Below are 21,279 nucleotides of genomic sequence, written 5' to 3' on the forward strand. Positions count from 1 at the left end.
AATTTCTAGCATTATGGAAAACTATCAACTAAGAACTAAAAATCAAGAACTAATTACCAACAACCAATAAATGGCCAGAGCAGAATCAAACGAATTTAAAAACGGAACATTAGCTCCAGATTTTAGTTTAATAAATACAGTAGATGACCATTTACTTCCTTTAAATGATGCAAAAGGTAAAAAAGGTACTGTAATTATGTTCATCTGTAATCATTGTCCGTTTGTACTTAATGTAAATGATGAGTTAGTGAAAATGGCGAATGAATATCAACAAAAAGGAATCAATTTTATTGCAATAAGTTCTAATGATGTAGAAAATTATCCGCAAGATTCACCTGAATTAATGAAGCAACTGGCGAAAGATGTAAAGTACCCTTTTCCTTATTTATATGATGAAACTCAAGAAATAGCCAAAAAGTACGATGCTGCTTGTACGCCAGATTTTTATGTTTTTGATGCTGATTTAAAATCCATGTATCACGGACAATTAGATAGTTCAAGACCTGGAAATGGAATACCCGTTACAGGAAATGATTTACGAAACTCTTTGGAATTATTGTTAGAAAGGAAATCTGTTTTAGAAAATCAAAAACCAAGTGTTGGTTGCGGTATTAAATGGAAATTATAAAAAAAGAAGATTAATTCTGATATTTTTAATTTTTAGAAGCTTAACGCTAATGTATTATTAGTTTTAATCCTGAAAGGAGTTTATCGCTTTTGGCGAAGAGCTGTTTTTTTACGGAAATACATAAATTAAACTATCCAACTTCACCTCTGTGCGGCTTTAAAGCGTCTCTGTAAATTTTCATATCCGCTTCATCAACAACTATAAATGCAGAAAATAACATTGGGTTTTTTCTTGAATATCAATTTCATAAAAAGTTAAGTTTTCTATGGTTGCAAATTCTTTTAAATGAATGGTGTGATGTTCTGCTGTTTTTTTGGCATCAGGACCTCTAAAATCCCACAATAATTTTATTTTGTTAGACATTTTTTCTTTTTTATGATTGATGAAAATGAATAAATTACCACTTTCAAAAGAGATTTTTATGTTGTTTTTGAGGGCTTTATTTCTTGTGCCAATTCTTTCACCGAATGTTAAATCCTCTTTATTTAGAGCATATTGTAATCCTTCAGTAAAAATATTTGTGACATTTGGGAAAGGAACTAAAGAGATAATTTTGCCTTTACAATTCGCGATTTCTGTGCTTTTATCGGCTAAAAAATAACGACTGTGATTATCAAAGAAATTCAGTTTTAATTGATCTCTCCATTGAATAGCAGTATGCAAGTTTCCTAAAAAATGATCTTGTTCTTTTCCGCTTGCGCCAAAAACATCAATTTCTGTAAAACCTTTATCTAATAAGATTTGTAGCGTTTTGTCAAAATCTGTAAAATCTTGATTTGGCGTATGAATTACTTCTACCTCTTCTGGAATTTTTTGAGATGAATCTAAATCGCCACAAACTAAATCTGGTACAATATTGTTTTCTTCTAAATGATGATAAGCGCCATCCGTTGCACAAATAATAGCATAGTTTGATAAATTTGGAAGCATTGTTGGAGCTTCGCCATTTAACAATAAAAAGACTTTTTTTTCTTTCATCCGCAGCAAAAATAGCTATTTCAAATGAATGAGATAGCTATTTTTCTTGTTTTACAGTAAACTCATAGTTTATTTTTCTTTTTAGATATTTTTTAAGGGGTTCTAAGCCAATTTCGGCTCTTCTTTTATCTACAAATTCTGGCTTTAAAATAGGAAAAGGAATACGATTTCTATCTTTGTCATAAGTCAACTGCATGCCAAATAATTGAGGTTTTTCTGTGTTCACTAATATTCTATCCTGAATTTTTGCGTACTCAAAACAGCTGCCTTCATTTTCTAAACAAGCCTCTTTTATTTGTTGAAGATATTTTATTCTTATCTCCTCTTTTGGATGATGGTTAATAATTAATAAAGGACTATCTGCTGCCAATTTACCAACTACAGAGTATGTTGGCCAACCATCTTCTTTAATAAGTGCTTCCATTTTCTCGAAATTCCCTTCCGTTATTTCCTGTTTCATCTGGGCAATAGGGTAATACCAATGAGGTGCTTTTCCAGTTTTAAAAAAATAGTCTTTTGCCATGTCTAATTGATAATCTAAAGATTGGTCTTTCATGATCAATCGCAATAATTGTTTGGCAAATTCAGGTTTTTGTATTTTTCCTTTTTCTGTTTGATACTTTTCTAATTGTTGATTTTCTATAGTTTCCCAGCGTTTATCATTTGTTAAAGAGTACAAATCATTATCAGCTAAAGCCCAAAGTGATTTATTATTTTCTAAAGCTATATTTAAATACTGAAAAGCACTGTCTTTATTGTACATAATTGCATAGATACAGGCAATATTGTAATTGTTTTTATAAATATCAGTAATAGTTTTTAAGGACTTTTTATAGGCTTTAATGGCACCTTCTAAGTTTCCTTTTCTTCTCAAGGAATCTCCATTGGTTTGAGCACTAATGCTTAATGAAGTAATGATGTATACTAAGAATAATTTCTTTTTCATATTTTATTTTTTTGATGAAATAGGTGTTGACAATAGTTTTATAATCATGGCAATTATAATTCCTAAGGTTGGTGTAATGATCACATTTGCTAAACCACCAAAAAGAAGATTATTAGCGATTCCGTTTACTTTAGAAATAAAATAAAAGCTATGTAAAAGACCAAGCATTAAGGAAAAAGCGCTCATAAATATAGACCATGTTACCAGTTTATTCATTTTTAAATTAAGGCGTTCTTGTTGTTCTTTGTTGATAATTTTTTTGACAAAATAATAAATAGCGATTGATAAAAAGAGGAATAAGATAATGACAAATTTTAAATCTCCGTTAGCTAAAAAATCTGATAGAGGCATTCTCATAAGTATAAGTTTAATTGTTGTTAAAATATTTTAATTTTTGGAAAATTAAGATGCAAATTTCCTTGAGAATTGCATGAAAATTCTCAAATAGTTATAGAAAGGCATCATTGCTTTACAGTATAAAGATGCTTTTATTAAGCAGGAAACTATGAATTTGTAGTTATTTTCTCATCCAAGTTAAAATAATAGTAAATAATTTCCCAGCTAAAAAAATTACCATCCCAAAAGTAGGAGCGAGCAAACCAACTTTAAATCCGCCAGCTAAAACTTGGTGAGAAATATCACTTGCATTTGCAATATCTTCTAATGCTCCTAAAAATCCAATAACGAAACCTAAAACTCCAAAAACAAATGCAAATAAGCTTATTTCTTTAATAAGTTTGTTGTTTTTTTCGGAGTTGTCTTTTAATCCTTTTACAAAAAGAATTACAATAACAATTAGTAAAATTAATAACGAAACCATAAATACGGGTCCACCTTCTAAAATAAAATTCATAATTTATGTTTTAAGATTATGCTGCTAAAGTATTTGGTTAATTGCGCCAAAAATTATTTTAGCGACCAACGACCAATTTTGGTTCGGTTTTAACAAATATCGTATTTTTAATGAATTTATAGCAAAAATTGTCAAAACACGTGTTAATTTGGTATTTCGTCTATTTTTACAGCGATTAATTTAAAAAAACAGTTTATTTGTAAGATGAACAAATCTGTATTAAAAATTTTAAAGAATGCTTTTTTACATCTTATTTTTTGGATGTTGATTTGGTTTTTCTTCTCTAGTTTTTTTAGTGTAGGCTCTAAAAATGAAAACTTTATTTTTTGGTTTTCTTCTATTTTAAGTATAATTACAATTGTATCTTCTTATGTTTTTGTGTATTATTTAGTTCCTGATTTTTTAATCGCTAAAAAATACAAACAGTTTATTTTATATGCCTTTTATGCAGGCGTTTTTATTGTTTGTGCTGTATTAATGACCGTTGTTTTTGGCTTTGTCTTTTTCTACAATTTAGAATATCAAAAAATGCCCGCTTTAACCAAAAATGCTGGAGTTATTTTGGTGTGTGTGTTGTTGATAATTGCGCTGGCAAGTGCATTTAAAATTTTAAAGGATACTTATAAATCTTTGGATGAAAAGAAAACGTTGGAGAACAAATTTCTGCAAACACAATTGCAATTAAAAGAGCAAGAATTGAAGTTTTTGAAGATGCAAATTCATCCTCATTTTTTGTTTAATACGTTAAATACTTTATACGGATTATCGTTAAAGAAATCAGAAAAAACTCCAGAAATGATTTTAAAATTATCTAACTTGTTGGATTATATTTTATATCAGGTTGATAAGCCTTTAGTTTTATTAAAAGATGAAATCAATCATATTGAAGATTATATTTCTTTAGAGAAATCACGTTTTCAAGATAGTTTAAAAATTATTTTTAATAAAAACATAATCGATGATAACCTTGAAATTGCACCGATGTTATTATTGCCTTTTGTCGAAAATGCGTTTAAACATGGAGCACAAATTGATGGAATCGTAAACGTACTTATTAGTTTAAAAGTGGATGAAAACGAACTGAATTTTACGATTAAAAATTCGGCAATTAGCAAAGAGAACTCTAAAAAAGGAATTGGATTAGATAATATTAAAAAAAGATTGGAAATGTTTTATCCAGCGCAACATTTTTTAGAGGTTTTGCAAGAAGAAAAGGTTTTTATAGTCAATTTTAAAATACCTATAAGAAATGAGGAGTAAACTAAAGTGTGTTATTGTCGACGACGAGCCAATGGCAAGAGAAATTATTGAAACCTATATTGCTAAAATTCCAAATTTAGATATAACAGCCAGTTGTAAAAATGCTGCCGAAGCTATTTTATTTGCGCAAGAAAACGAAGTAGATTTATTTTTTCTAGATATTAATATGCCAGAAATTTCAGGTTTAAGTTTGGCTAAAATTATCCATAAAAAAGCACAAATAATTTTTACCACAGCCTATAGAGAGTATGCAATTGATGGTTTTAATTTAAATGTGGTCGATTATTTGTTAAAACCTATTTCGTTTGATCGGTTTTTACAAGCGGTTCAAAAGGTTACACAATCAGAAATCACAGAAAATAATACTGATTTTATGTTTGTAAGATCAGATAGAAAAATGGTAAAAATTGACTTTAATACCATTTTATACATAGAAAGTTTAAGCGATTATGTAAAGATTTTTACATCAGAAAAAACAATTGTTATTAGAGAAACAATCACAAGTTTAGAAGAAAAATTGCCGGTAAAAAAGTTTATCAGAATTCATAGATCTTTTATAATTTCTCTTCAAAATATTACTTCGTACACCAACGAATTTATAGAAATTAATCAAAAAGCCTTGCCAATAAGTAGAAGTTATAAAAAATCCGTTTTACAAAAATTAGCAGAAGTCTAGTGTAATACTTTATCTTTGTTTCAAAATTTTTAGACTTTGAATACAGATCAGTTTTTAGTTAAATCGGCATTAAAATATATTGATACAGCAAGTTTTACATGGCAAACACCAAGTAATATTGCGTTGGTAAAATATTGGGGGAAAAGTAATCCTCAAATCCCAAAAAATGCTTCTATCAGTTTTACGTTAAACAATTGTCATACAATTACAACAATAGATTTCGTTAAGAAAGAAAAGTGTAATGAAGCTTTTTTTAATTTGCTTTTTGAAGGAAAAGAGAAAGCCGAATTCAAGCCAAAAATTGCAGAATTTTTTAAAAGAGTACAACAATATTGTCCTTATATTTTAGAATATGAGATGACAATTAATTCAGAAAATTCTTTTCCGCATTCTAGCGGAATTGCGTCTTCAGCGAGTGGTTTAAGTGCCATTGCAATGTGTTTAATGAGTTTGGAAAAGGAACTAAATCCTGATTTATCAGTAAAAAATAGCAACAAAAAAGCCTCCTTTTTAGCGAGATTAGGATCTGGAAGTGCAAGTAGAAGCATAGAAGGGCCTTTGGTTGTTTGGGGAAAACATTCAGAAATTGAAGGAAGTTCAGATTTATTTGGAGTTCAATTCCCTTACAAAGTGCATGCTATATTTGAAAATTACCAAGACGTAATTTTATTGGTTGATAAGGGTGAAAAACAAGTTTCAAGTACCGTTGGCCATAATTTAATGCATGAACATCCTTTTGCGGAAAATCGTTTTAAACAAGCGAATGAAAATTTGTCTAAAATGTCGAAAATCCTTCAAGAAGGAAATACCAAAGACTTTATCAATTTGGTAGAAAGTGAGGCGTTAACCTTGCACGCAATGATGTTAACAAGTAATCCTTATTTTATATTGATGAAACCAAACACTTTAGAAATCATTCATAAAATTTGGGAGTATCGTCAGGAAAACAACAGCACCATTTGTTTTACTTTAGATGCTGGGGCAAATGTGCACGTGCTGTTTCCAGAAAAGGAAAAAGAAAACGTGCTGCAATTTATTGAGAGTCAATTATCTAAATACTGCTATAAAAATCAGTATATTTGTGATGCTGTGGGTTTTGGGGCAAGAAAGCTTTAAAATTTTCAGCAACCTAAAACATATCATTATGAAAACTTCAATGTCACTGATTGCATTAGTTGTTTGGTTTTTAACAACTTCTGTTTACGCTCAAGAAATTGTTTGGTTTGATTCTAATTGGAAAGTATCAACCAAAGAAGAAGCTACTTATTATAGGCCAAATCCGAAGAAAAAGGACAATGGTTTTTGGATTGTAGATTATTATATTTCTGGAAAAGTACAAATGGAAGGTTTTAGTAAAACATCCGAAGCAAATGTAGAAAAGTTTCAAGGAAAGGTAAATTATTTTCATGAAAACGGAAAAATTTTTCAAAAAGTAAATTATGTAAACGGTCAGCCAGAAGGTAGTTTCTCTGAGTTTTTTGAAACTGGTGAGACACAGAGAATTGGAAAATATAAAAATGGGTTGCGTGAAGGAATTTGGAAAACCTTCTACAAAAATGGCAAAATACAATCTGGAGGAAAATATAGTGCGGGAGAGAAAGTAGGAATTTGGAAGACTTACTATAAAAATATTTAAAAGGTAATACCTAATAATTTAAGTTGTATTTTTGTACTGTAATTGAAAAAGAAAATGAAAGGACCACTATTTTACGCTAAAATTTTACTTTTTGGAGAATATGGTATTATAAAAGACTCTAAAGGTTTAGCAATTCCCTTTAATGCCTATAGGGGAGGTTTAAAAACATCAAAAATTTTAGAAGGCAAGGCAAAAGCATCAAATGAAAATTTGTATAAGTTTTACAACTATATAGCGGCTTTAAATTCAGATTTAGTTTCTTTTAATTTAAAAAAATTTAAAGCTGATTTAGAAAAAGGAATGTATTTTGATTCTTCTATACCTCAAGGTTATGGGGTTGGTAGTTCTGGTGCTCTGGTAGCTTCGATTTATGATAAATATGCTTCAGATAAAATTACTGTTTTAGAGAATTTAACAAGAGATAAGTTACTAATTCTTAAAGAAATTTTTGCTTTGATGGAGTCTTTTTTTCACGGAAAAAGTTCTGGTTTAGATCCTTTAAATTCATACTTAAGTTTACCAATATTAATTAACTCTAGACAGCACATAGAACCTGCAGGAATTCCGTCTCAAAAGGAAGGAAAAGGAGCTGTTTTCTTATTAGATTCAGAGCAAATTGGTGAAACTGAGCCTATGGTTACCATTTTTATGAATAAGATGAAAAACGAAGGTTTTAGAAAAATGTTGAACGAAGAATTTGTTGCCTATTCGGATGCTTGTATCGAAGACTTCCTGCATGGAAATGTTACTTCTTTATTTACAAACGTTAAAAGCTTGTCTAAAGTAGTTCTTAAAAACTTTAAACCAATGATACCTGATGCATTTCATAAAGTTTGGGCAAACGGTATTAAAACAAACGATTATTATTTAAAGCTTTGTGGTTCTGGTGGTGGAGGTTATATTTTAGGTTTTACTGAGGATTATGAGAAAGCTCAAATAAGCTTAAAAGAGTACAAGACGGAACTAGTTTATAGGTTCTAAAACAGGGATTATGGGTGCTTCAAAAACGAAGGCGTTCTTAAAAAAAATATTCAGTTTACTATCTGTTGTTAGAGGCTATAACATACTTGTTTTAATTATTGCGCAATATCTAGCTTCGCTTTTTATCTTTTCATCCGGAACATCAATAAGACACGTTATTTTTGATATTGATTTACTTTGTATTGTTATCGCATCTGTTTGCGTGGTGGCCGCTGGGTATATTATAAATAATTTTTATGATGTCAAAGTTGATCGAATTAACAGACCTTTAAAAACATCTTTAGATAATTATGTAAAACAAGAAACGAAGCTATCGCTCTATTTTTTCTTAAACTTTTTAGGGTTTACTTTTGGTTTGTTTGTGTCTTTTAAATCTGCGTTGTTCTTTTCGGTCTATATTTTTTCCATTTGGTTTTATTCTCATAAATTAAAAAAATATGCTTTTACAGGATTAATTACTGCGACTATACTTACTATTTTACCTTTTTTCGCTGTATTTGTTTACTATAAAAACTTTTCAAAAATTATTTTTGTGTATGCAATTTTCTTATTTTTAGTAATTATGGTAAGAGAATTAATAAAAGATTTGGAAAATATAAAAGGTGCACTAGCGAATAATTATAAGACTTTTTCCATCGTCTACGGAGAGGTGAAAACAAAGCAATTATCAATATTTTTATTAGTATTGACCCTATTCCCTACATTCTTTTTGCTGAGTGATCCGGCATTAAGTTATATGAAATATTTTTTTTATTTATCATTTTTAACATTGTTTTATGTTGGGTTTTATCTCTGGAAATCGAACCAACAGAGGGAGTATACATTTCTGCATAACATTCTAAAAATCTTATTATTAATCGGTGTTTTTAGTCTAGTTTTTATAGATATTTCTATGCTTATAGAAAAAGTAATTGATAGATTGAATTAGAGATTCTAATTGAGTATCTTTGCAAAAATTTTTAAAAATGGATTCAAATAAAAACTCGTCGCGAGGACGACAAGAAGGTAGTAAAAGTAGACCTCAAAAAGATACTAAAAAAAACACTTCTCAAAAAGAAGGTAGCAAAAGTGCTTCTCCAAGAGATTCTAAAAAAAGCACATTTCAAAGAGATGCCAACAAGCCTACATTTCAAAGAGATGCTAAAAAAAGTGCACCACTAAACAGAAAGATTGTTAAAAAGGACTTTAAAAAAATAAGTCCTATTAAAAAATCTGATGATTCTTCTGGAATTCGTTTAAATAAATACATCGCCAACTCGGGTGTTTGTTCGCGTAGAGAGGCAGATACTTATATCGAGCACGGAAGTGTAGAAGTAAATGGGAAACTGGTTACAGAGATGGGTTACAAAGTTCAGCCAGACGATATTGTTCGTTTCGACGGAACTTCAATAACTCCAGAACAAAAAAAATATGTCCTTTTAAATAAGCCGAAGAATTACATAACAACCATGGATGATGAGCGTGGTAGAAAGACAGTTATGGAATTGATTATGAATGCATCAAAAGAAAGAATTTATCCCGTAGGAAGATTAGATAGAAATACTACCGGTTTATTATTGTTTACAAATGATGGCGATTTAGCTAAAAAACTAACGCATCCAAAACATAATGTACGTAAATTATACCATGCTTCTTTAGATAAAAAGCTAGAGTTAAATGATTTAGAGAAGTTAAGAGGCGAAGTTATGATTGAAGGTAAAAAAGTATTTATTGATGCAATTTCGTACGTTAACGGAGAACCGAAAACAGAAATTGGAATAGAAATTCATTCTGGTAGAAATAGAATTGTTCGTAAAATATTTGAACACGTTGGTTATAAGGTAAATAAACTTGATAGAGTTGTTTTTGCTGAATTAACGAAGAAAAATTTACCAAGAGGAAGATGGAGAGAGCTTACCAATTTAGAGGTTACAAATCTTAAAATGATGAAATAAAATTATAATCCAGCTATTAGCTGGATTTTTTTTGAACTATATTTATCTATATTCCTATAAATTGAGAGACCAAATGTTACACAAAGAATTTAGCTTCATAAAAGCAAACATACAGCATCTAGAAAAAGAAAATTTAAAGGTTTCAAAAGGAAATCTCGGTTGGCATTTAGATCATTCCTTAAAAGTGATAAATAGTGTTTATGAAAATATAAAAGAATCAAAACCTGCTGATTACGAGAAGGAATTTAATTTATTGCGTTTGCTCACTTTCACTTTAGGATCCTTTCCAAGAGGAAAAGTAAAATCGCCAAAAAGAGTTTTACCGCCAGAAATTATCTTAAAAGAAGATGTGGAAAATCAGTTAGGTGAGGCAATTAAAAATCTAGAAATTATAGAAGGTTTTGATGAAAATCAATTTTTTACGCATCCGTTATTTAAGCAATTAAATAAAAAACAAACCATTAAGTTTTTAGGATTGCACACCAATCATCATTTAAAAATTGTGAAAGAAATTTTAAAATAATTCTTAAGAAAGCTTAAATATAATACTCTGTGCTTGCCATTATTTCTTTTAATACAAAATAACTCTCTAGTACACCAATATTTTCAATTCTTGATAATTTAGTTCTTACAAATTCATGATAATTATCTAAACTTTCCATATTTATTTTTAAGAAGAAATCAACTTTTCCTGCCATGTGATAACATTCTTGTACTTCTTTTAGTTCTTTAATTTGCTTCTCAAACTTATCAATAAATCCTTCGTTATGATATCTTAATGAAACCATGCAAATTACTGTTATTGGTATGTTTAACCTTTTTTTATCTAAAATTGCCACATATTTTAGTATCAATTTTTGTTTTTCTAATCTTTTAATTCTCTCATAAATAGGTGAAGAAGTTAGATGCAGCATTTCAGCAATTTCTTTAGTTGTTTTTTTAGCATCTTTTTGTAGGATTCTTAAAATTTGAAGATCGGTTCCGTCTATTTTTTCATTTGGCAGCATATTTTTCTTTTTAGAGGATAAATTTAATACTTTAAAAGATAAAAAACTTTTTATTCGTTTAAATATAGATTAAAATACTTAATTTACTTTAATTTAAAGTAAATATGGCCTTTTTATTTATAATTATTATAATTTTATTCTTTTAATATTTTATAAGATATGAGTAAAACTGTTATTTTAATTATTGGTTCTAATGGTCAATTAGGAACCGTTTTATCCGAAGAATTGCGCAAAATTTATGGTGATTCTTATGTTATTACTTCTGATTTGTTTAAAAGAATTGATTCGGTAGATAATTTTATAAAATTGGATGCCACAGATTTTAAAGCAGTAGAAGAGGTTGTTGTAAAAAATAAAATTACCCAGATTTATCATCTTGCAGCAATTTTATCAGCAAAAGGAGAACAAAACCCTTTGGCTACTTGGGATTTGAACATGAAAACGTTATTCAATGTTTTAGAGGTTTCGAGATTGCATAAAGTCGAAAGAGTATTTTTTCCTAGTTCAATTGCGGTATTTGGTAATAATGTAGATAAAGAAAATACCCTACAATCCTCAAATTTAACACCATCAAGTGTGTATGGTATGAGCAAGGTTGCTGGCGAAAATTGGGCGCATTATTATTATGTAAAATATGGTTTAGATGTTCGTTCTCTGAGGTATCCTGGAGTAATTGGTTATCAATCTTTACCAGGAGGAGGAACGACAGATTATGCTGTTAGTATTTATCACGAAGCGATAAAAAACATTGAATTCGATTGCTTCTTAGCGGCTAAAACAACTTTACCAATGATTTATATGGATGATGCAATTAGAGCAACTTTAGAGCTTATGGAAGCTCCTAAAGAGCGTATTTCTATTAGGACTTCATATAATATTGCAGGAATGAGCTTTAATCCAGAAGAAATGGCAGCATCCATTAAAGAACATTATCCTGATTTTAAAATTAAATACAATCCTGATTTTAGACAAGGTATAGCTGATTCATGGCCTAAAATCATTAATGATACTGATGCTAGAAATGATTGGAATTGGAAGCCTGAATACGATTTAAAACTGATGACTAAAACAATGATTGAAAACCTGAAATAAGTTTTCAATACTTTTTAAAAACAAAAAATCCGAACAAATTAATGTTCGGATTTTTTTGTGGTACCTCCAGAATCAGTTAGTAAAATGTTAGGTCATGAATCACTAAAAACGAGCCTACACTATGCGAAGATTTCGGATAGAAAAGTTAGTGAGTATATAATGGTGTCGAAAAATAAACTCAAAAGACAAAACTTAAATGACGATAGTTTAAGTAATTTAAGTTTTAAGACATTATCTTAAAAAATATGCAAGTTTAAATTCAGGGTTAAACTAATTATAATTTAACCCTGTTTACTTTTCCAAATAACAAGAATAGCATACTTTTCAATTGCTTACCAATTTTATTTTTGAGTACTTTATATGCTTTTGTTAGTTGAGCTTCTACAGTTTTAATAGATACATTCAAGTATTCGGAAATTTCAATATTTGTAAGTCCTTCTTTTTTACTCAATAAAAAAGTTTCTTTACATTTAGGTGGTAAAAGATCTATTCCTCTGTTTAATAAAGCTATTTTTTGCTCTAATAAGTTTTTATTGTCTATTTCAGAAACCACCTCGTCAAGAGCCTCAATGTATTTTTTTTCAAGTATAGAAAAAGCTCTATGTTTATGATATTGGTTAATAAACTCATTATAGGTAGACGTATATAAAAAACTTTTTAGAGAATAGTTAGGATTCAACCGTTTCCGATATTCCCAGGTTTTCAGAAAAACAGTTTGAATAATATCTTCCGCTAGTGCTCTGTCAGCATTTAAACTTAAAACATAATTGAAAAGAGGCTTATGATATGTTTCAACCAAATAAACGTATGCTTTTTCGTCACCTCTTTTAAGATGATCTATAAAGTCTATATTATTTTTATAAATAGGTTTCAAGTCTAAAAAATATTAAATACTCACAAATGTTATGTAAATATCATAAAAATAATAATAAAACTAATAAAAATTATTAAAAAGTAAGGGTTATTAAATTCTGACTTGTATAATATAAAAAGAATCACATTAAAAATGACTCCAAAAATAGATAAACAGATAGTTAAGTACATTTCTAAATCGGCAACTGCCAAAGATTTAGATGAACTTTCAGTGTGGATTCAATACCCAAATAATAAAATACTCTTTAAAGAATATGTAAAAACACATTATATAATTAACTATGCTATGAATAACTCCGAACAAGACAGAGGTATTGAGCGTCTGCTTCTTAAAATAAGAAAAGATAAAAAAGTGATTTTTATTAAAAAAATCAAAAGTTTCACAAAATATGCTGCCGTAATTCTTGTGATTTTTTCAGCAAGTATTTTTTATTTCAGCAAACTGGATATAAATAATAATGATCTGAATATTGTTTCTAATGTAGTTACTCTAAAAACTGAAAGAGGAAAGGTAAAAACAATAAATGAAAATGTCGAATCCTTAATTAAAGGATCTAATGGGAATATTATAGGGAATCAAAAAGGAAATAGTATCACTTATAATAAAAACTCAAATTTAGACAAGTTAGTTTATAATACTATTACAGTGCCTTATGGTAAAAGGTTTACAATTAATCTATCAGATGGTACAAAAGTTAATTTAAATTCAGGCACTTCATTTAAATATCCAATAAACTTTCTAAAAGGTCAAGAGAGAAAAGTATTTATTGAAACTGGTGAAGCGTTTTTTAATGTCAAAAAAGATGAAAATCATCCGTTTATTGTAAATAATAGAAATATCAATATAAAGGTATTAGGTACAGAATTTAATGTTAGTTCATATCCAGAAGATGATCGTATAACTACTTTTTTAGTTGAAGGTTCTATTGAACTTTCACAAAACAATTCATTAGATAAAATAAAATTAACTCCAGGCTATAAAGCATCATATAGCAAAACAAGTAAAAATTTAGATGTATCTAAAGCAGATTTTGAAGTTCATACAGCTTGGTTAAAAGGTAAAATTGTTATAAAATATATGAAATTTGGTGATATTATAAATAAGTTAGAAAGACGTTACGATGTTTCTATAGAAAGCAGTGATGCTATTTTAAACAATGAGTTTATTACAGCAACATTTGAAAATGAAACAATAAGTCAAGTTTTGGAAGTGATCAATAAGTTACATCCAATAGATTATAAAATAAAAGGTAATCAAATATTAATCTCAAAATATAACAAGTAAAAATTAAATTATGTAATAAAAAGAAATCGAAAGGTGCAGCAACACCTTTCGATTAAGTAAAAGTGACTAATATTAATTAACCACATAAATCGACTACAAAAATATGAAAAAGTATTTAGGTTAAGGTGTATAAACCTATTATCTATAAATCTAAAATTAAAAATGAAGTTTTCAGTATTCATATTAGTATTCTCTCTATTTCAGCTTCAGGCTAATACTTCATTTTCTCAAAAAAATGAGGTAACTCTTGAATTCAAAAATGTGAATCTAGAAAAGGTATTAAATGAAATAGAAAATTTAACGGAATACAGATTTATTTATAAAAATAAGGAAATAGATTACAATAGAAATGTTTCAATAACAGCTAAAAAAGAGAAGTTACCTAGTGTCTTAATGAGATTGTTTAGCGACTCTGATATTACTTACGAAGTAGTTGGTAAACAAGTAATCTTAAAAGCTAAAAATGAAAATATTAGTGACATTAATGACCAAATAAATACTAAAAAAACAAACCAAGATTTCATGATTAATGGAGTCGTAAAAGATAGTAAAGGCATGACTTTACCTGGTGCAAGTGTATTAGAAAAAGGCACTTATAATGGCACACAATCAGACTTTGATGGAAACTTTTCTCTTGCTATAAAAGATTTAAATGCTACTCTGGTTGTTTCTTTTTTAGGGTATATCAGTCAAGAAATACAAATAAAAGATGATAGTAACTTAAATATTGTTCTATTAGAAGACACTGCAAGCCTCGAAGAAATAGTGGTGGTAGGATATGGTTCTCAAAAAAAAGTTACTGTAACAGGTTCTGTTTCTGACATTAAAACGAAAGAAATACAACAAACACAAACCGCAAACTTAGCCAATAATCTTACAGGTAGAGTACCGGGTTTGGTAATCAATTCTAGAGGTGGTGAGCCAGGAAGTGATAACGTAAGTATTTTAATTAGAGGTATTTCTACAACGGGTGATAATACTCCTTTATATGTGATAGACGGAATTCCAAACAGAGGAAGTTTTGAGAGATTAAATCCAGCAGATATTGAAAGTATATCTGTTTTAAAAGATGCGTCAGCGGCAATTTATGGTGCTCAAGCAGCAAATGGTGTAATACTAATTACTACAAAAAGAGGTAAAACGGGCGAAACAATTTTTAGTTACAATCAAAGTTATTCGATCTCTCAATCTACAAGAAGACCTGAGTTAATGAATGCTCAGCAATATCTTACGTGGGTTGATGAAAAGAATGAAAGAAATGGAAGGCCAAGAGAATTTCAAAGTATCATTAGACAATATAGAAACGGAACAATTGACACTTCTGTTTGGGGCGACACAGATTGGTGGAGCACAGTTATTGAAGATTGGACACCACAAATTCAACATTCTATTAATGCTTCTGGAGGTGGTGAGAAAACACAGTTTTTTGTTTCTGGTCAATTTTTAGATCAAGATGCCTTATATGTTGGAAGTGCTTATGGATACAAACAATATAATATTAGATCAAATATTGATACTCGTTTTAGCGATAATTTTAAAATGAGCTTTGATCTTGCAGCTCGTGTTGGAAATAAAAGTGGCCCAACTTTAGATACAGATGGTTTAATTAGACAAGTCTTTGTCCAGGCTCCTTATGAATTTCCTTACTTTGAAAATGGTTTAGTAGCAAAAACTTCTTCAGGGAATCCAATTAGTTTAGTAAATGGAAATAGTGGTAATAGATCAACTAAAACTAAAAAGTTTGATTCTAGATTTGCTTTTAAATGGGATTTACCATTTATAACGAAAGGACTTTATACAGAAGGCTATGCTGCTATAGATTTTTATACTACTTCAAGAAAAGATTTATCTAAACCTTTTGACCAATATGAGTTTAATGAACTGACAGGAGAGTATACTAATTTAAAATTCCAAACGGGTAGTATTAACTTGTTTCAGCAGAATAGTGAAGAACTAAATCAAACGTATCATTTAAAACTTGGATATAATAAAGAGTTTGAAAAACACAAAATAAATTCTTTCATAGCTTTCGAACAATATAAACAAGAAGGCGAGTTTTTATTCGCTTCAAGACAAGATTTAGTTTCTGAAGATATTCCATTTCTTTTTTCAGGATCAGATGAAAATAAGGAAAATGGAGGTGGTGGTTATCAAGCAGCAAGAAGAAACTACTTTGGTAAATTCAACTATTCTTATGACGATAAGTATCTTCTAGACTTAACATTTAGATACGATGGTTCTGCAAATTTTGCTAAAGATAAAAGATTTGGGTTTTTTCCAGCAGCTTTATTAGGTTGGAGGATATCTCAAGAAGATTTTTTTAATACTGATTTGGTTAAAGAATTAAAAGTAAGAGCCTCTTGGGGTATTTTGGGTAATGATAGAGTCGCAAATTTTCAATACTTCCAATTGTATAATTTAGTAGAAAATTCATATATTTTCGGAGAAAATCGAGTAAGAGAAATTGGTTTAACACCAAGCACTGTTCCTAACCCTAATATTACCTGGGAAACATCAGAGAAATATAATTTTGGTGTAGATTTTAGATTAAAAAATAATATATTAACTGGTAGTTTAGATTTATTTTATGAAAATAGATCTGATATTTTAGCTCCAAGAAATGCCTCTATACCTGTGTATTCTGGTTTAGAATTGCCAGATGAAAATATTGGTAGAGTTACCAATCAAGGGATGGAACTACAGTTAAACCATAGAGGAAAAATAAAAAACATTAATTATACTTTAGGTGGGCAATTTACCTATGCTAGAAGTGAAATTAAATTTATTGATGAAGCTGCGAACGTTCCAGATTGGCAAAGAAGAACTGGTAAGCCTGTAGATTTTTTATTGGTATATCAAGCAAACGGTATTTATAATAATCAAGAAGACATAGATAACTCTGTACATTTTCCAGATGCAAAACCTGGTGATGTAATTTTTGTAGATCAAAATGATGATGGCGTTTTAAATCAAGAAGATCAAATCATTTTGGAAAATTCTCCAACTCCAAGAATAGTTTACGGATTTAATGTGGGATTAGAATGGAATAACTTATCATTAAATGTTTTACTTCAAGGACAAGCTGGCGCACAAACTATTTATAGACCTTTTGATTTAAATCAGCAATCTTATTTCTATGAAAATAGATGGCGTTCAGAACGCTTAACTCCAAATGCTACTTATCCTGCTGCTTATGATTTAGGTAGTAGTAGCTTTCAAGAGGTTTCTACAGTATGGGTAAAAGATAATTCATTTTTAAGAGTAAAAAACGTTGAGCTTTCTTATGCTCTTAAGGATAATTTATTACAATCTATTGGTTTGGATAGTTTTAGGATATTTCTTACTGGCCATAATTTGTTTTTGATATATGATAATGTAGGTATTAATGACCCAGAAAGTACTTCCTCCACTGGTTGGTTTTATCCCCAACAAAGACTTTTATCAACAGGGATTAGTTTAACCTTTTAATATAAATAACAATGTATAAAAAAGTAATCTATTATACTTTATTCTTTTTGCTAATTACAACATCGTCTTGTGATGATGATTTTTTAGACTTACAACCTCAAAACGCAATATCTGAAGCAAGTGTTTGGGAAGATTTAAACCTCATAGAATTATACGTAAATGATCGTTATAATGAATTACCTCACGGTTTTACACAATGGGCTGGTGGTTTAAGATTAACTGGTATTACTGATGAAAGTTATCATATGCACGAAGCTAGGTTTCTAGATAAATACACAAAAGGTGGCCTTACTTCTGGTTCTTTAAATATGTATTATTTCAATGGCTTTTGGTTAGATGCATATTCTGCAATAAGAAATAATAATATTTTTTTAGAAAAAATAGGCAATTACGATGGTGGTGAAGAAGATAAAATAAAGAGTTTTACAGCAGAAATTCGTTTTTTAAGAGCATTCTTTTATACAGAATTAATCTCTAGATATGGTGGTGTGCCTTTAATAGAGAATACGTTTAATTTAAATTCAGATTTTCAAGTTCCAAGATCATCTTTTCAAGATTGTGTTGCATTTATTGTTAAAGAATTAGATTTAGCAATTGCTGACTTACCAAACCGTTCGGATGTTTTAGGTGCAAATTTTGGAAGAATAACAAAAGGTGCTGCTATCGGTTTAAAAATTAGAGCATTAATGTTTGATGCAAGTCCTTTATTTAATACAACAAACGATAATTCTAAATGGCAATTAGTAGCAGATGCTTGCGAAGAATTATTCAATGTAAATCAATATAGCTTATCATCAGATTATAAGGGATTGTTTTTGAACCCAATGGATTCTGAAATTATCTTTTTTAAACAGTTTATAGAGCAATATGGACCAAGTGTAACTGATGTACTTTCAGATTTTTATTATCACTATACTGGTGGGCATAAAATAAACGAATGGCGCTTTCCAAATGGAGATGCTGGTTGGATAAGTGAAAATCCTAGACACGAATTTATAGATCAATATGAAACAATTACCGGTGTAATTCCTGTTCAAGGATATGCAGGTAATCCTGATAATTTGATACAAATTATTAATCCTAATGCTAGAGGTATATATAACCCAGCAGACCATATGAAAATAGAGATCCAAGATTAGGATATTCTGTATTACACGATGGTGCTCCTTTCAAAGAACGTGAGTTAGAATTTTGGCAAGGTGGTAAAGATAGTAGAGATCCTAATGTAGATGGTTGGTGGAATGGCAGCAGATTAGGGTATGGTATAAGAAAGGGGTTAAATGAAAATTGGTCAATAGATGATAATGAAGGGAGTGAACAACCTTGGATTTATATGAGACTATCAGAATTCTATTTAACGTATGCAGAAGCACAATATCACCTAGGTAATACTGGGTTGGCTGTTGATTTTGTGAATTCTATTAGGGGTAGGACAGGTGTTAATATGCCGCCAATAGATGCTTCTGGTGATTTACTTGAGAAAATAAAACACGAAAGAAAAATTGAACTCGCATTTGAAGGCAATAGATGGTATGATTCCAGAAGATGGAGAGATGCTGAAGTAGATTTTGCAAAAGATATTGTAGGAGTTGAAATACAAAAAAATCCTGTAAACGGTAACAAATCTTACAAGTACTTCTATTTTGAAGGTGGCACTGGTAATAGAAGCTTCCCTGAAAACCATTATGTATGGCCTATTCCTATTGAAGAAATACTAAAAAGCAATTTGCAACAAAATCCAGGTTATTAAAAAGTATGTTTAACGCAAAACAATATATATTAATTTTAATATACTTCCTCTTTATTCAATGCAACAGCAATGTTGAAGACGAAGAAATGGCTGCGCCTGAAAAGTTTCAACTAGAAGCTTTATCAAGCCCATCTCATTATCCTGGAATAGCTCTTTATACTCTTGATATGGCTAAAAATAGAATTTCTGATGTAAATTCTGAATGGGTATTAAGAAAATCATCTTCTGTTACTATTTCTAGCGAGATTAAAAGAAATCAATTTAATGCAATACATAAAATCAATTTTGAAAACCTTAGAAATGATGATGACTATTTTGAATTTGTTTTAGCAATTCACGGTAAATTAACCAATAGAACACCAATACCCAATGAATATCTAAAAGATTTAACAGGAATAAGTTTTAGAGCTGTAAGTTATGATGTACCAGTAAAAATTACTATAGAAGCTCTAGATATTAATAATGTTATTCTTAAAAGTCAAGATTTTGATTTGAGTACTGATAAAATGAATATGTTTAAGATGGATATCTCAGACCAATCACTACATCATTTATCATTAAAAATTCAAAAAAACAAACAGAATGAAGTTTCTTTAAGAACAGGATCTATCGCTTTAGATGATATCTATTTAAATAATATATCAAATATTACGTTTTCTCCACCTACAAATGATACACAGTTATTACAATGGCTAAAAGAATCCAGTATTAAATATTTTCTTTGGAATTATAAAGCAATTGGAGTAAATCAAGGAGTGGTTTTAGAAGCTAGTGATGATGCAACAAAAGTATCTGTCTCTGGAATTGGTTATGCCTATGCAATGTATATTTTGGCAGAAAGTGAAGGAATGATCAATCCACAAGAAGCTAAAGATAGAATTGAAGCAATGTTAAATTGGCAAAAAGCACAAAATTGGTTCAATGGTTCACAAGGTAAATTTGGTTTTCCTTTTCATTATTACAATTCAGATGGTAGTGGTTTGTATAGCAATAGTCCAGAAGCAGCAAGTACTATTGACTGGGCAATTTGTGCAGCAGGATTAAGAACGGTAAAGCAAAAATACAGTTCAGACCCAACAATTGCATCCATTTGTGATGAATTATTAAATCGTCCTGAATGGGGAAAAATGATTCACAATCAAGCAAATGACACCTATAAATATGGTAGAATTACTAAAGGTATTAGTGGAATTACAGGCGAAAAAAACGGTCAAGTATGGGGTGATGCTTTTACTGAAGAATCAGAAATTATTTACCTAGAAGCTTTAGCATCTGGGAAAGTCAATAATTTAGATTTAGATCGAATTTTTAGAGAAAAGAAAAATGGATTTTACGTAAGTTGGTTTGGTTCTGGGTTTACTTACAACTGGTCACAACTTTGGACAGGTGCAATAGAACCTTACAAAACAAATAGTGTAAATGCATATCAAGCTGATGCTTTAAGTTGTTTATCCTCTTTTGGCAAACCGTTTATGGGACTAACAGCTTGTAGTACTATATCTAATTCAGACAGTAATGGTTTTTTGAATTGGAATGCTTATTTAGGTAATCAAGGAGCAAATGTATCTGGTGCCAATAAATCAGAAGTGATACAGGTTTCACCTGCGCCTTATGGTGCAACTTTGGCTTTGCCTTTCGCTTCGGATAGAGCAATCACAGCTTTAAAAGAGTTTGTAAAAGTTGGTTACTATCATCCTTTATTGGGTTTGCCAGATAATATTAGACTAAAAAACTATCCAACGAATATTGATGTTCCTGTTCCTAACTGGTCAACTTTTGATATAAATATAGGGCCTATGGGAATGGCAATAGATATGTATCAAGACAAAATTATTTCTAACCTGTATTTGAAAGATAGTAATGTAAAAAATAGTTTAGATAAATTAATACAATCATTTTAAATAAATAGAAT

At 29.6% G+C, this 21,279-nt stretch carries 19 protein-coding genes and 3 pseudogenes; 15 read left to right on the forward strand and 7 right to left on the reverse strand.

Annotation, left to right across the window (positions count from 1 at the left end):
* Positions 1–70: 70 nt before the first annotated feature.
* Positions 71–628 (forward strand): thioredoxin family protein, encoded by a 558-nt coding sequence (locus BST83_RS01290; protein WP_104808229.1) that lies wholly within the window; start codon positions 71–73, stop codon positions 626–628.
* Positions 629–758: 130 nt separating this feature from the next.
* On the opposite strand, the pseudogene BST83_RS01295 reads toward BST83_RS01290, so the two are convergent.
* From BST83_RS01295 to BST83_RS01315, 5 genes and pseudogenes are all read right to left on the reverse strand, one after another.
* A pseudogene (locus tag BST83_RS01295) lies at positions 759–991 on the reverse strand (hypothetical protein).
* A gap of 39 nt (positions 992–1,030) precedes the next feature.
* Positions 1,031–1,606, reverse strand: a pseudogene (locus BST83_RS01300) (thiamine diphosphokinase); the annotation flags it as partial.
* Between the two features lie 37 nt (positions 1,607–1,643).
* Positions 1,644–2,552 carry a DUF6624 domain-containing protein gene (locus BST83_RS01305; RefSeq protein ID WP_104808230.1) on the reverse strand — a complete coding sequence of 303 codons (909 nt, stop codon included), beginning with the start codon at positions 2,550–2,552 and terminating at the stop codon, positions 1,644–1,646.
* Between the two features lie 3 nt (positions 2,553–2,555).
* Positions 2,556–2,903, reverse strand: coding sequence for a hypothetical protein (locus BST83_RS01310; protein WP_146092084.1), 348 nt, complete (start codon positions 2,901–2,903; stop codon positions 2,556–2,558).
* A 166-nt stretch (positions 2,904–3,069) separates the two neighbouring features.
* Entirely contained in the window at positions 3,070–3,405 is a 336-nt protein-coding gene (locus BST83_RS01315; protein WP_104808232.1) for a MotA/TolQ/ExbB proton channel family protein, read from the reverse strand.
* A gap of 204 nt (positions 3,406–3,609) precedes the next feature.
* Between BST83_RS01315 and BST83_RS01320 the strand changes: the two genes are divergently transcribed.
* From BST83_RS01320 to BST83_RS01355, 8 genes are all read left to right on the forward strand, one after another.
* Positions 3,610–4,665 carry a sensor histidine kinase gene (locus BST83_RS01320; RefSeq protein WP_104808233.1) on the forward strand — a complete coding sequence of 352 codons (1,056 nt, stop codon included), beginning with the start codon at positions 3,610–3,612 and terminating at the stop codon, positions 4,663–4,665.
* On the forward strand, positions 4,655–5,341 hold the full coding sequence (locus tag BST83_RS01325) for a LytR/AlgR family response regulator transcription factor (RefSeq protein ID WP_104808234.1): 687 nt from the start codon (positions 4,655–4,657) through the stop codon (positions 5,339–5,341). Before BST83_RS01320 ends, BST83_RS01325 begins: the two co-directional genes overlap by 11 nt.
* A gap of 36 nt (positions 5,342–5,377) precedes the next feature.
* Positions 5,378–6,457 carry a diphosphomevalonate decarboxylase gene (locus BST83_RS01330; protein ID WP_104808235.1) on the forward strand — a complete coding sequence of 360 codons (1,080 nt, stop codon included), beginning with the start codon at positions 5,378–5,380 and terminating at the stop codon, positions 6,455–6,457.
* A 28-nt stretch (positions 6,458–6,485) separates the two neighbouring features.
* Positions 6,486–6,977 carry a toxin-antitoxin system YwqK family antitoxin gene (locus BST83_RS01335; protein WP_104808236.1) on the forward strand — a complete coding sequence of 164 codons (492 nt, stop codon included), beginning with the start codon at positions 6,486–6,488 and terminating at the stop codon, positions 6,975–6,977.
* A gap of 54 nt (positions 6,978–7,031) precedes the next feature.
* Positions 7,032–7,958 (forward strand): mevalonate kinase family protein, encoded by a 927-nt coding sequence (locus BST83_RS01340; RefSeq protein ID WP_104808237.1) that lies wholly within the window; start codon positions 7,032–7,034, stop codon positions 7,956–7,958.
* A 10-nt stretch (positions 7,959–7,968) separates the two neighbouring features.
* Positions 7,969–8,886 (forward strand): geranylgeranylglycerol-phosphate geranylgeranyltransferase, encoded by a 918-nt coding sequence (locus BST83_RS01345; RefSeq protein WP_104808238.1) that lies wholly within the window; start codon positions 7,969–7,971, stop codon positions 8,884–8,886.
* Positions 8,887–8,923: 37 nt separating this feature from the next.
* A complete protein-coding gene (locus tag BST83_RS01350) occupies positions 8,924–9,892 on the forward strand; it encodes a pseudouridine synthase (RefSeq protein ID WP_104808239.1) in 969 nt (322 codons plus the stop codon).
* Between the two features lie 73 nt (positions 9,893–9,965).
* Positions 9,966–10,415: a DUF1569 domain-containing protein gene (locus BST83_RS01355; protein ID WP_146092086.1), complete on the forward strand. Its 450-nt coding sequence runs from the start codon at positions 9,966–9,968 to the stop codon at positions 10,413–10,415.
* Between the two features lie 13 nt (positions 10,416–10,428).
* On the opposite strand, the gene BST83_RS01360 is transcribed toward BST83_RS01355, so the two are convergent.
* On the reverse strand, positions 10,429–10,899 hold the full coding sequence (locus tag BST83_RS01360) for an Lrp/AsnC family transcriptional regulator (protein WP_104808241.1): 471 nt from the start codon (positions 10,897–10,899) through the stop codon (positions 10,429–10,431).
* A gap of 159 nt (positions 10,900–11,058) precedes the next feature.
* Between BST83_RS01360 and BST83_RS01365 the strand changes: the two genes are divergently transcribed.
* Entirely contained in the window at positions 11,059–11,991 is a 933-nt protein-coding gene (locus tag BST83_RS01365) for an NAD-dependent epimerase/dehydratase family protein (protein WP_104808242.1), read from the forward strand.
* Between the two features lie 274 nt (positions 11,992–12,265).
* Here the strand turns inward: BST83_RS01365 and BST83_RS01375 are convergent, their stop codons facing one another.
* Positions 12,266–12,865 (reverse strand): RNA polymerase sigma factor, encoded by a 600-nt coding sequence (locus tag BST83_RS01375; RefSeq protein ID WP_367889115.1) that lies wholly within the window; start codon positions 12,863–12,865, stop codon positions 12,266–12,268.
* A 102-nt stretch (positions 12,866–12,967) separates the two neighbouring features.
* Here BST83_RS01375 and BST83_RS01380 point away from each other — a divergent pair, with 102 nt between their 5' ends.
* From BST83_RS01380 to BST83_RS01400, 5 genes and pseudogenes are all read left to right on the forward strand, one after another.
* Complete coding sequence (locus BST83_RS01380; RefSeq protein ID WP_146092087.1) at positions 12,968–14,149, forward strand: FecR family protein; 1,182 nt, start codon at positions 12,968–12,970, stop codon at positions 14,147–14,149.
* A 162-nt stretch (positions 14,150–14,311) separates the two neighbouring features.
* Positions 14,312–17,617 carry a SusC/RagA family TonB-linked outer membrane protein gene (locus tag BST83_RS01385; protein ID WP_104808244.1) on the forward strand — a complete coding sequence of 1,102 codons (3,306 nt, stop codon included), beginning with the start codon at positions 14,312–14,314 and terminating at the stop codon, positions 17,615–17,617.
* An 11-nt stretch (positions 17,618–17,628) separates the two neighbouring features.
* Positions 17,629–18,756, forward strand: coding sequence for a RagB/SusD family nutrient uptake outer membrane protein (locus tag BST83_RS01390; protein WP_104808245.1), 1,128 nt, complete (start codon positions 17,629–17,631; stop codon positions 18,754–18,756).
* Between the two features lie 29 nt (positions 18,757–18,785).
* A pseudogene (locus BST83_RS01395) lies at positions 18,786–19,367 on the forward strand (RagB/SusD family nutrient uptake outer membrane protein); the annotation flags it as partial.
* A 5-nt stretch (positions 19,368–19,372) separates the two neighbouring features.
* A complete protein-coding gene (locus BST83_RS01400) occupies positions 19,373–21,268 on the forward strand; it encodes a hypothetical protein (protein WP_104808247.1) in 1,896 nt (631 codons plus the stop codon).
* The last annotated feature ends 11 nt before the right edge of the window (positions 21,269–21,279 follow it).

This window comes from Polaribacter filamentus, from assembly GCF_002943715.1.
In the GTDB taxonomy this organism is placed as follows: domain Bacteria; phylum Bacteroidota; class Bacteroidia; order Flavobacteriales; family Flavobacteriaceae; genus Polaribacter; species Polaribacter filamentus.

What these genes read in the sequence shown, in the direction of transcription:
- BST83_RS01305 (WP_104808230.1), bottom strand. Translation starts at nt 2,552, where the DNA reads ATGAAAAAGAAATTATTCTTAGTATACATCATTACTTCATTAAGCATT.
- BST83_RS01310 (WP_146092084.1), bottom strand. Translation starts at nt 2,903, where the DNA reads ATGCCTCTATCAGATTTTTTAGCTAACGGAGATTTAAAATTTGTCATT.
- BST83_RS01350 (WP_104808239.1), top strand. Translation starts at nt 8,924, where the DNA reads ATGGATTCAAATAAAAACTCGTCGCGAGGACGACAAGAAGGTAGTAAA.
- BST83_RS01390 (WP_104808245.1), top strand. Translation starts at nt 17,629, where the DNA reads ATGTATAAAAAAGTAATCTATTATACTTTATTCTTTTTGCTAATTACA.
- BST83_RS01320 (WP_104808233.1), top strand. Translation starts at nt 3,610, where the DNA reads ATGAACAAATCTGTATTAAAAATTTTAAAGAATGCTTTTTTACATCTT.
- BST83_RS01385 (WP_104808244.1), top strand. Translation starts at nt 14,312, where the DNA reads ATGAAGTTTTCAGTATTCATATTAGTATTCTCTCTATTTCAGCTTCAG.
- BST83_RS01365 (WP_104808242.1), top strand. Translation starts at nt 11,059, where the DNA reads ATGAGTAAAACTGTTATTTTAATTATTGGTTCTAATGGTCAATTAGGA.
- BST83_RS01400 (WP_104808247.1), top strand. Translation starts at nt 19,373, where the DNA reads ATGTTTAACGCAAAACAATATATATTAATTTTAATATACTTCCTCTTT.
- BST83_RS01360 (WP_104808241.1), bottom strand. Translation starts at nt 10,899, where the DNA reads ATGCTGCCAAATGAAAAAATAGACGGAACCGATCTTCAAATTTTAAGA.
- BST83_RS01345 (WP_104808238.1), top strand. Translation starts at nt 7,969, where the DNA reads ATGGGTGCTTCAAAAACGAAGGCGTTCTTAAAAAAAATATTCAGTTTA.
- BST83_RS01335 (WP_104808236.1), top strand. Translation starts at nt 6,486, where the DNA reads ATGAAAACTTCAATGTCACTGATTGCATTAGTTGTTTGGTTTTTAACA.
- BST83_RS01355 (WP_146092086.1), top strand. Translation starts at nt 9,966, where the DNA reads ATGTTACACAAAGAATTTAGCTTCATAAAAGCAAACATACAGCATCTA.
- BST83_RS01340 (WP_104808237.1), top strand. Translation starts at nt 7,032, where the DNA reads ATGAAAGGACCACTATTTTACGCTAAAATTTTACTTTTTGGAGAATAT.
- BST83_RS01315 (WP_104808232.1), bottom strand. Translation starts at nt 3,405, where the DNA reads ATGAATTTTATTTTAGAAGGTGGACCCGTATTTATGGTTTCGTTATTA.
- BST83_RS01325 (WP_104808234.1), top strand. Translation starts at nt 4,655, where the DNA reads ATGAGGAGTAAACTAAAGTGTGTTATTGTCGACGACGAGCCAATGGCA.
- BST83_RS01290 (WP_104808229.1), top strand. Translation starts at nt 71, where the DNA reads ATGGCCAGAGCAGAATCAAACGAATTTAAAAACGGAACATTAGCTCCA.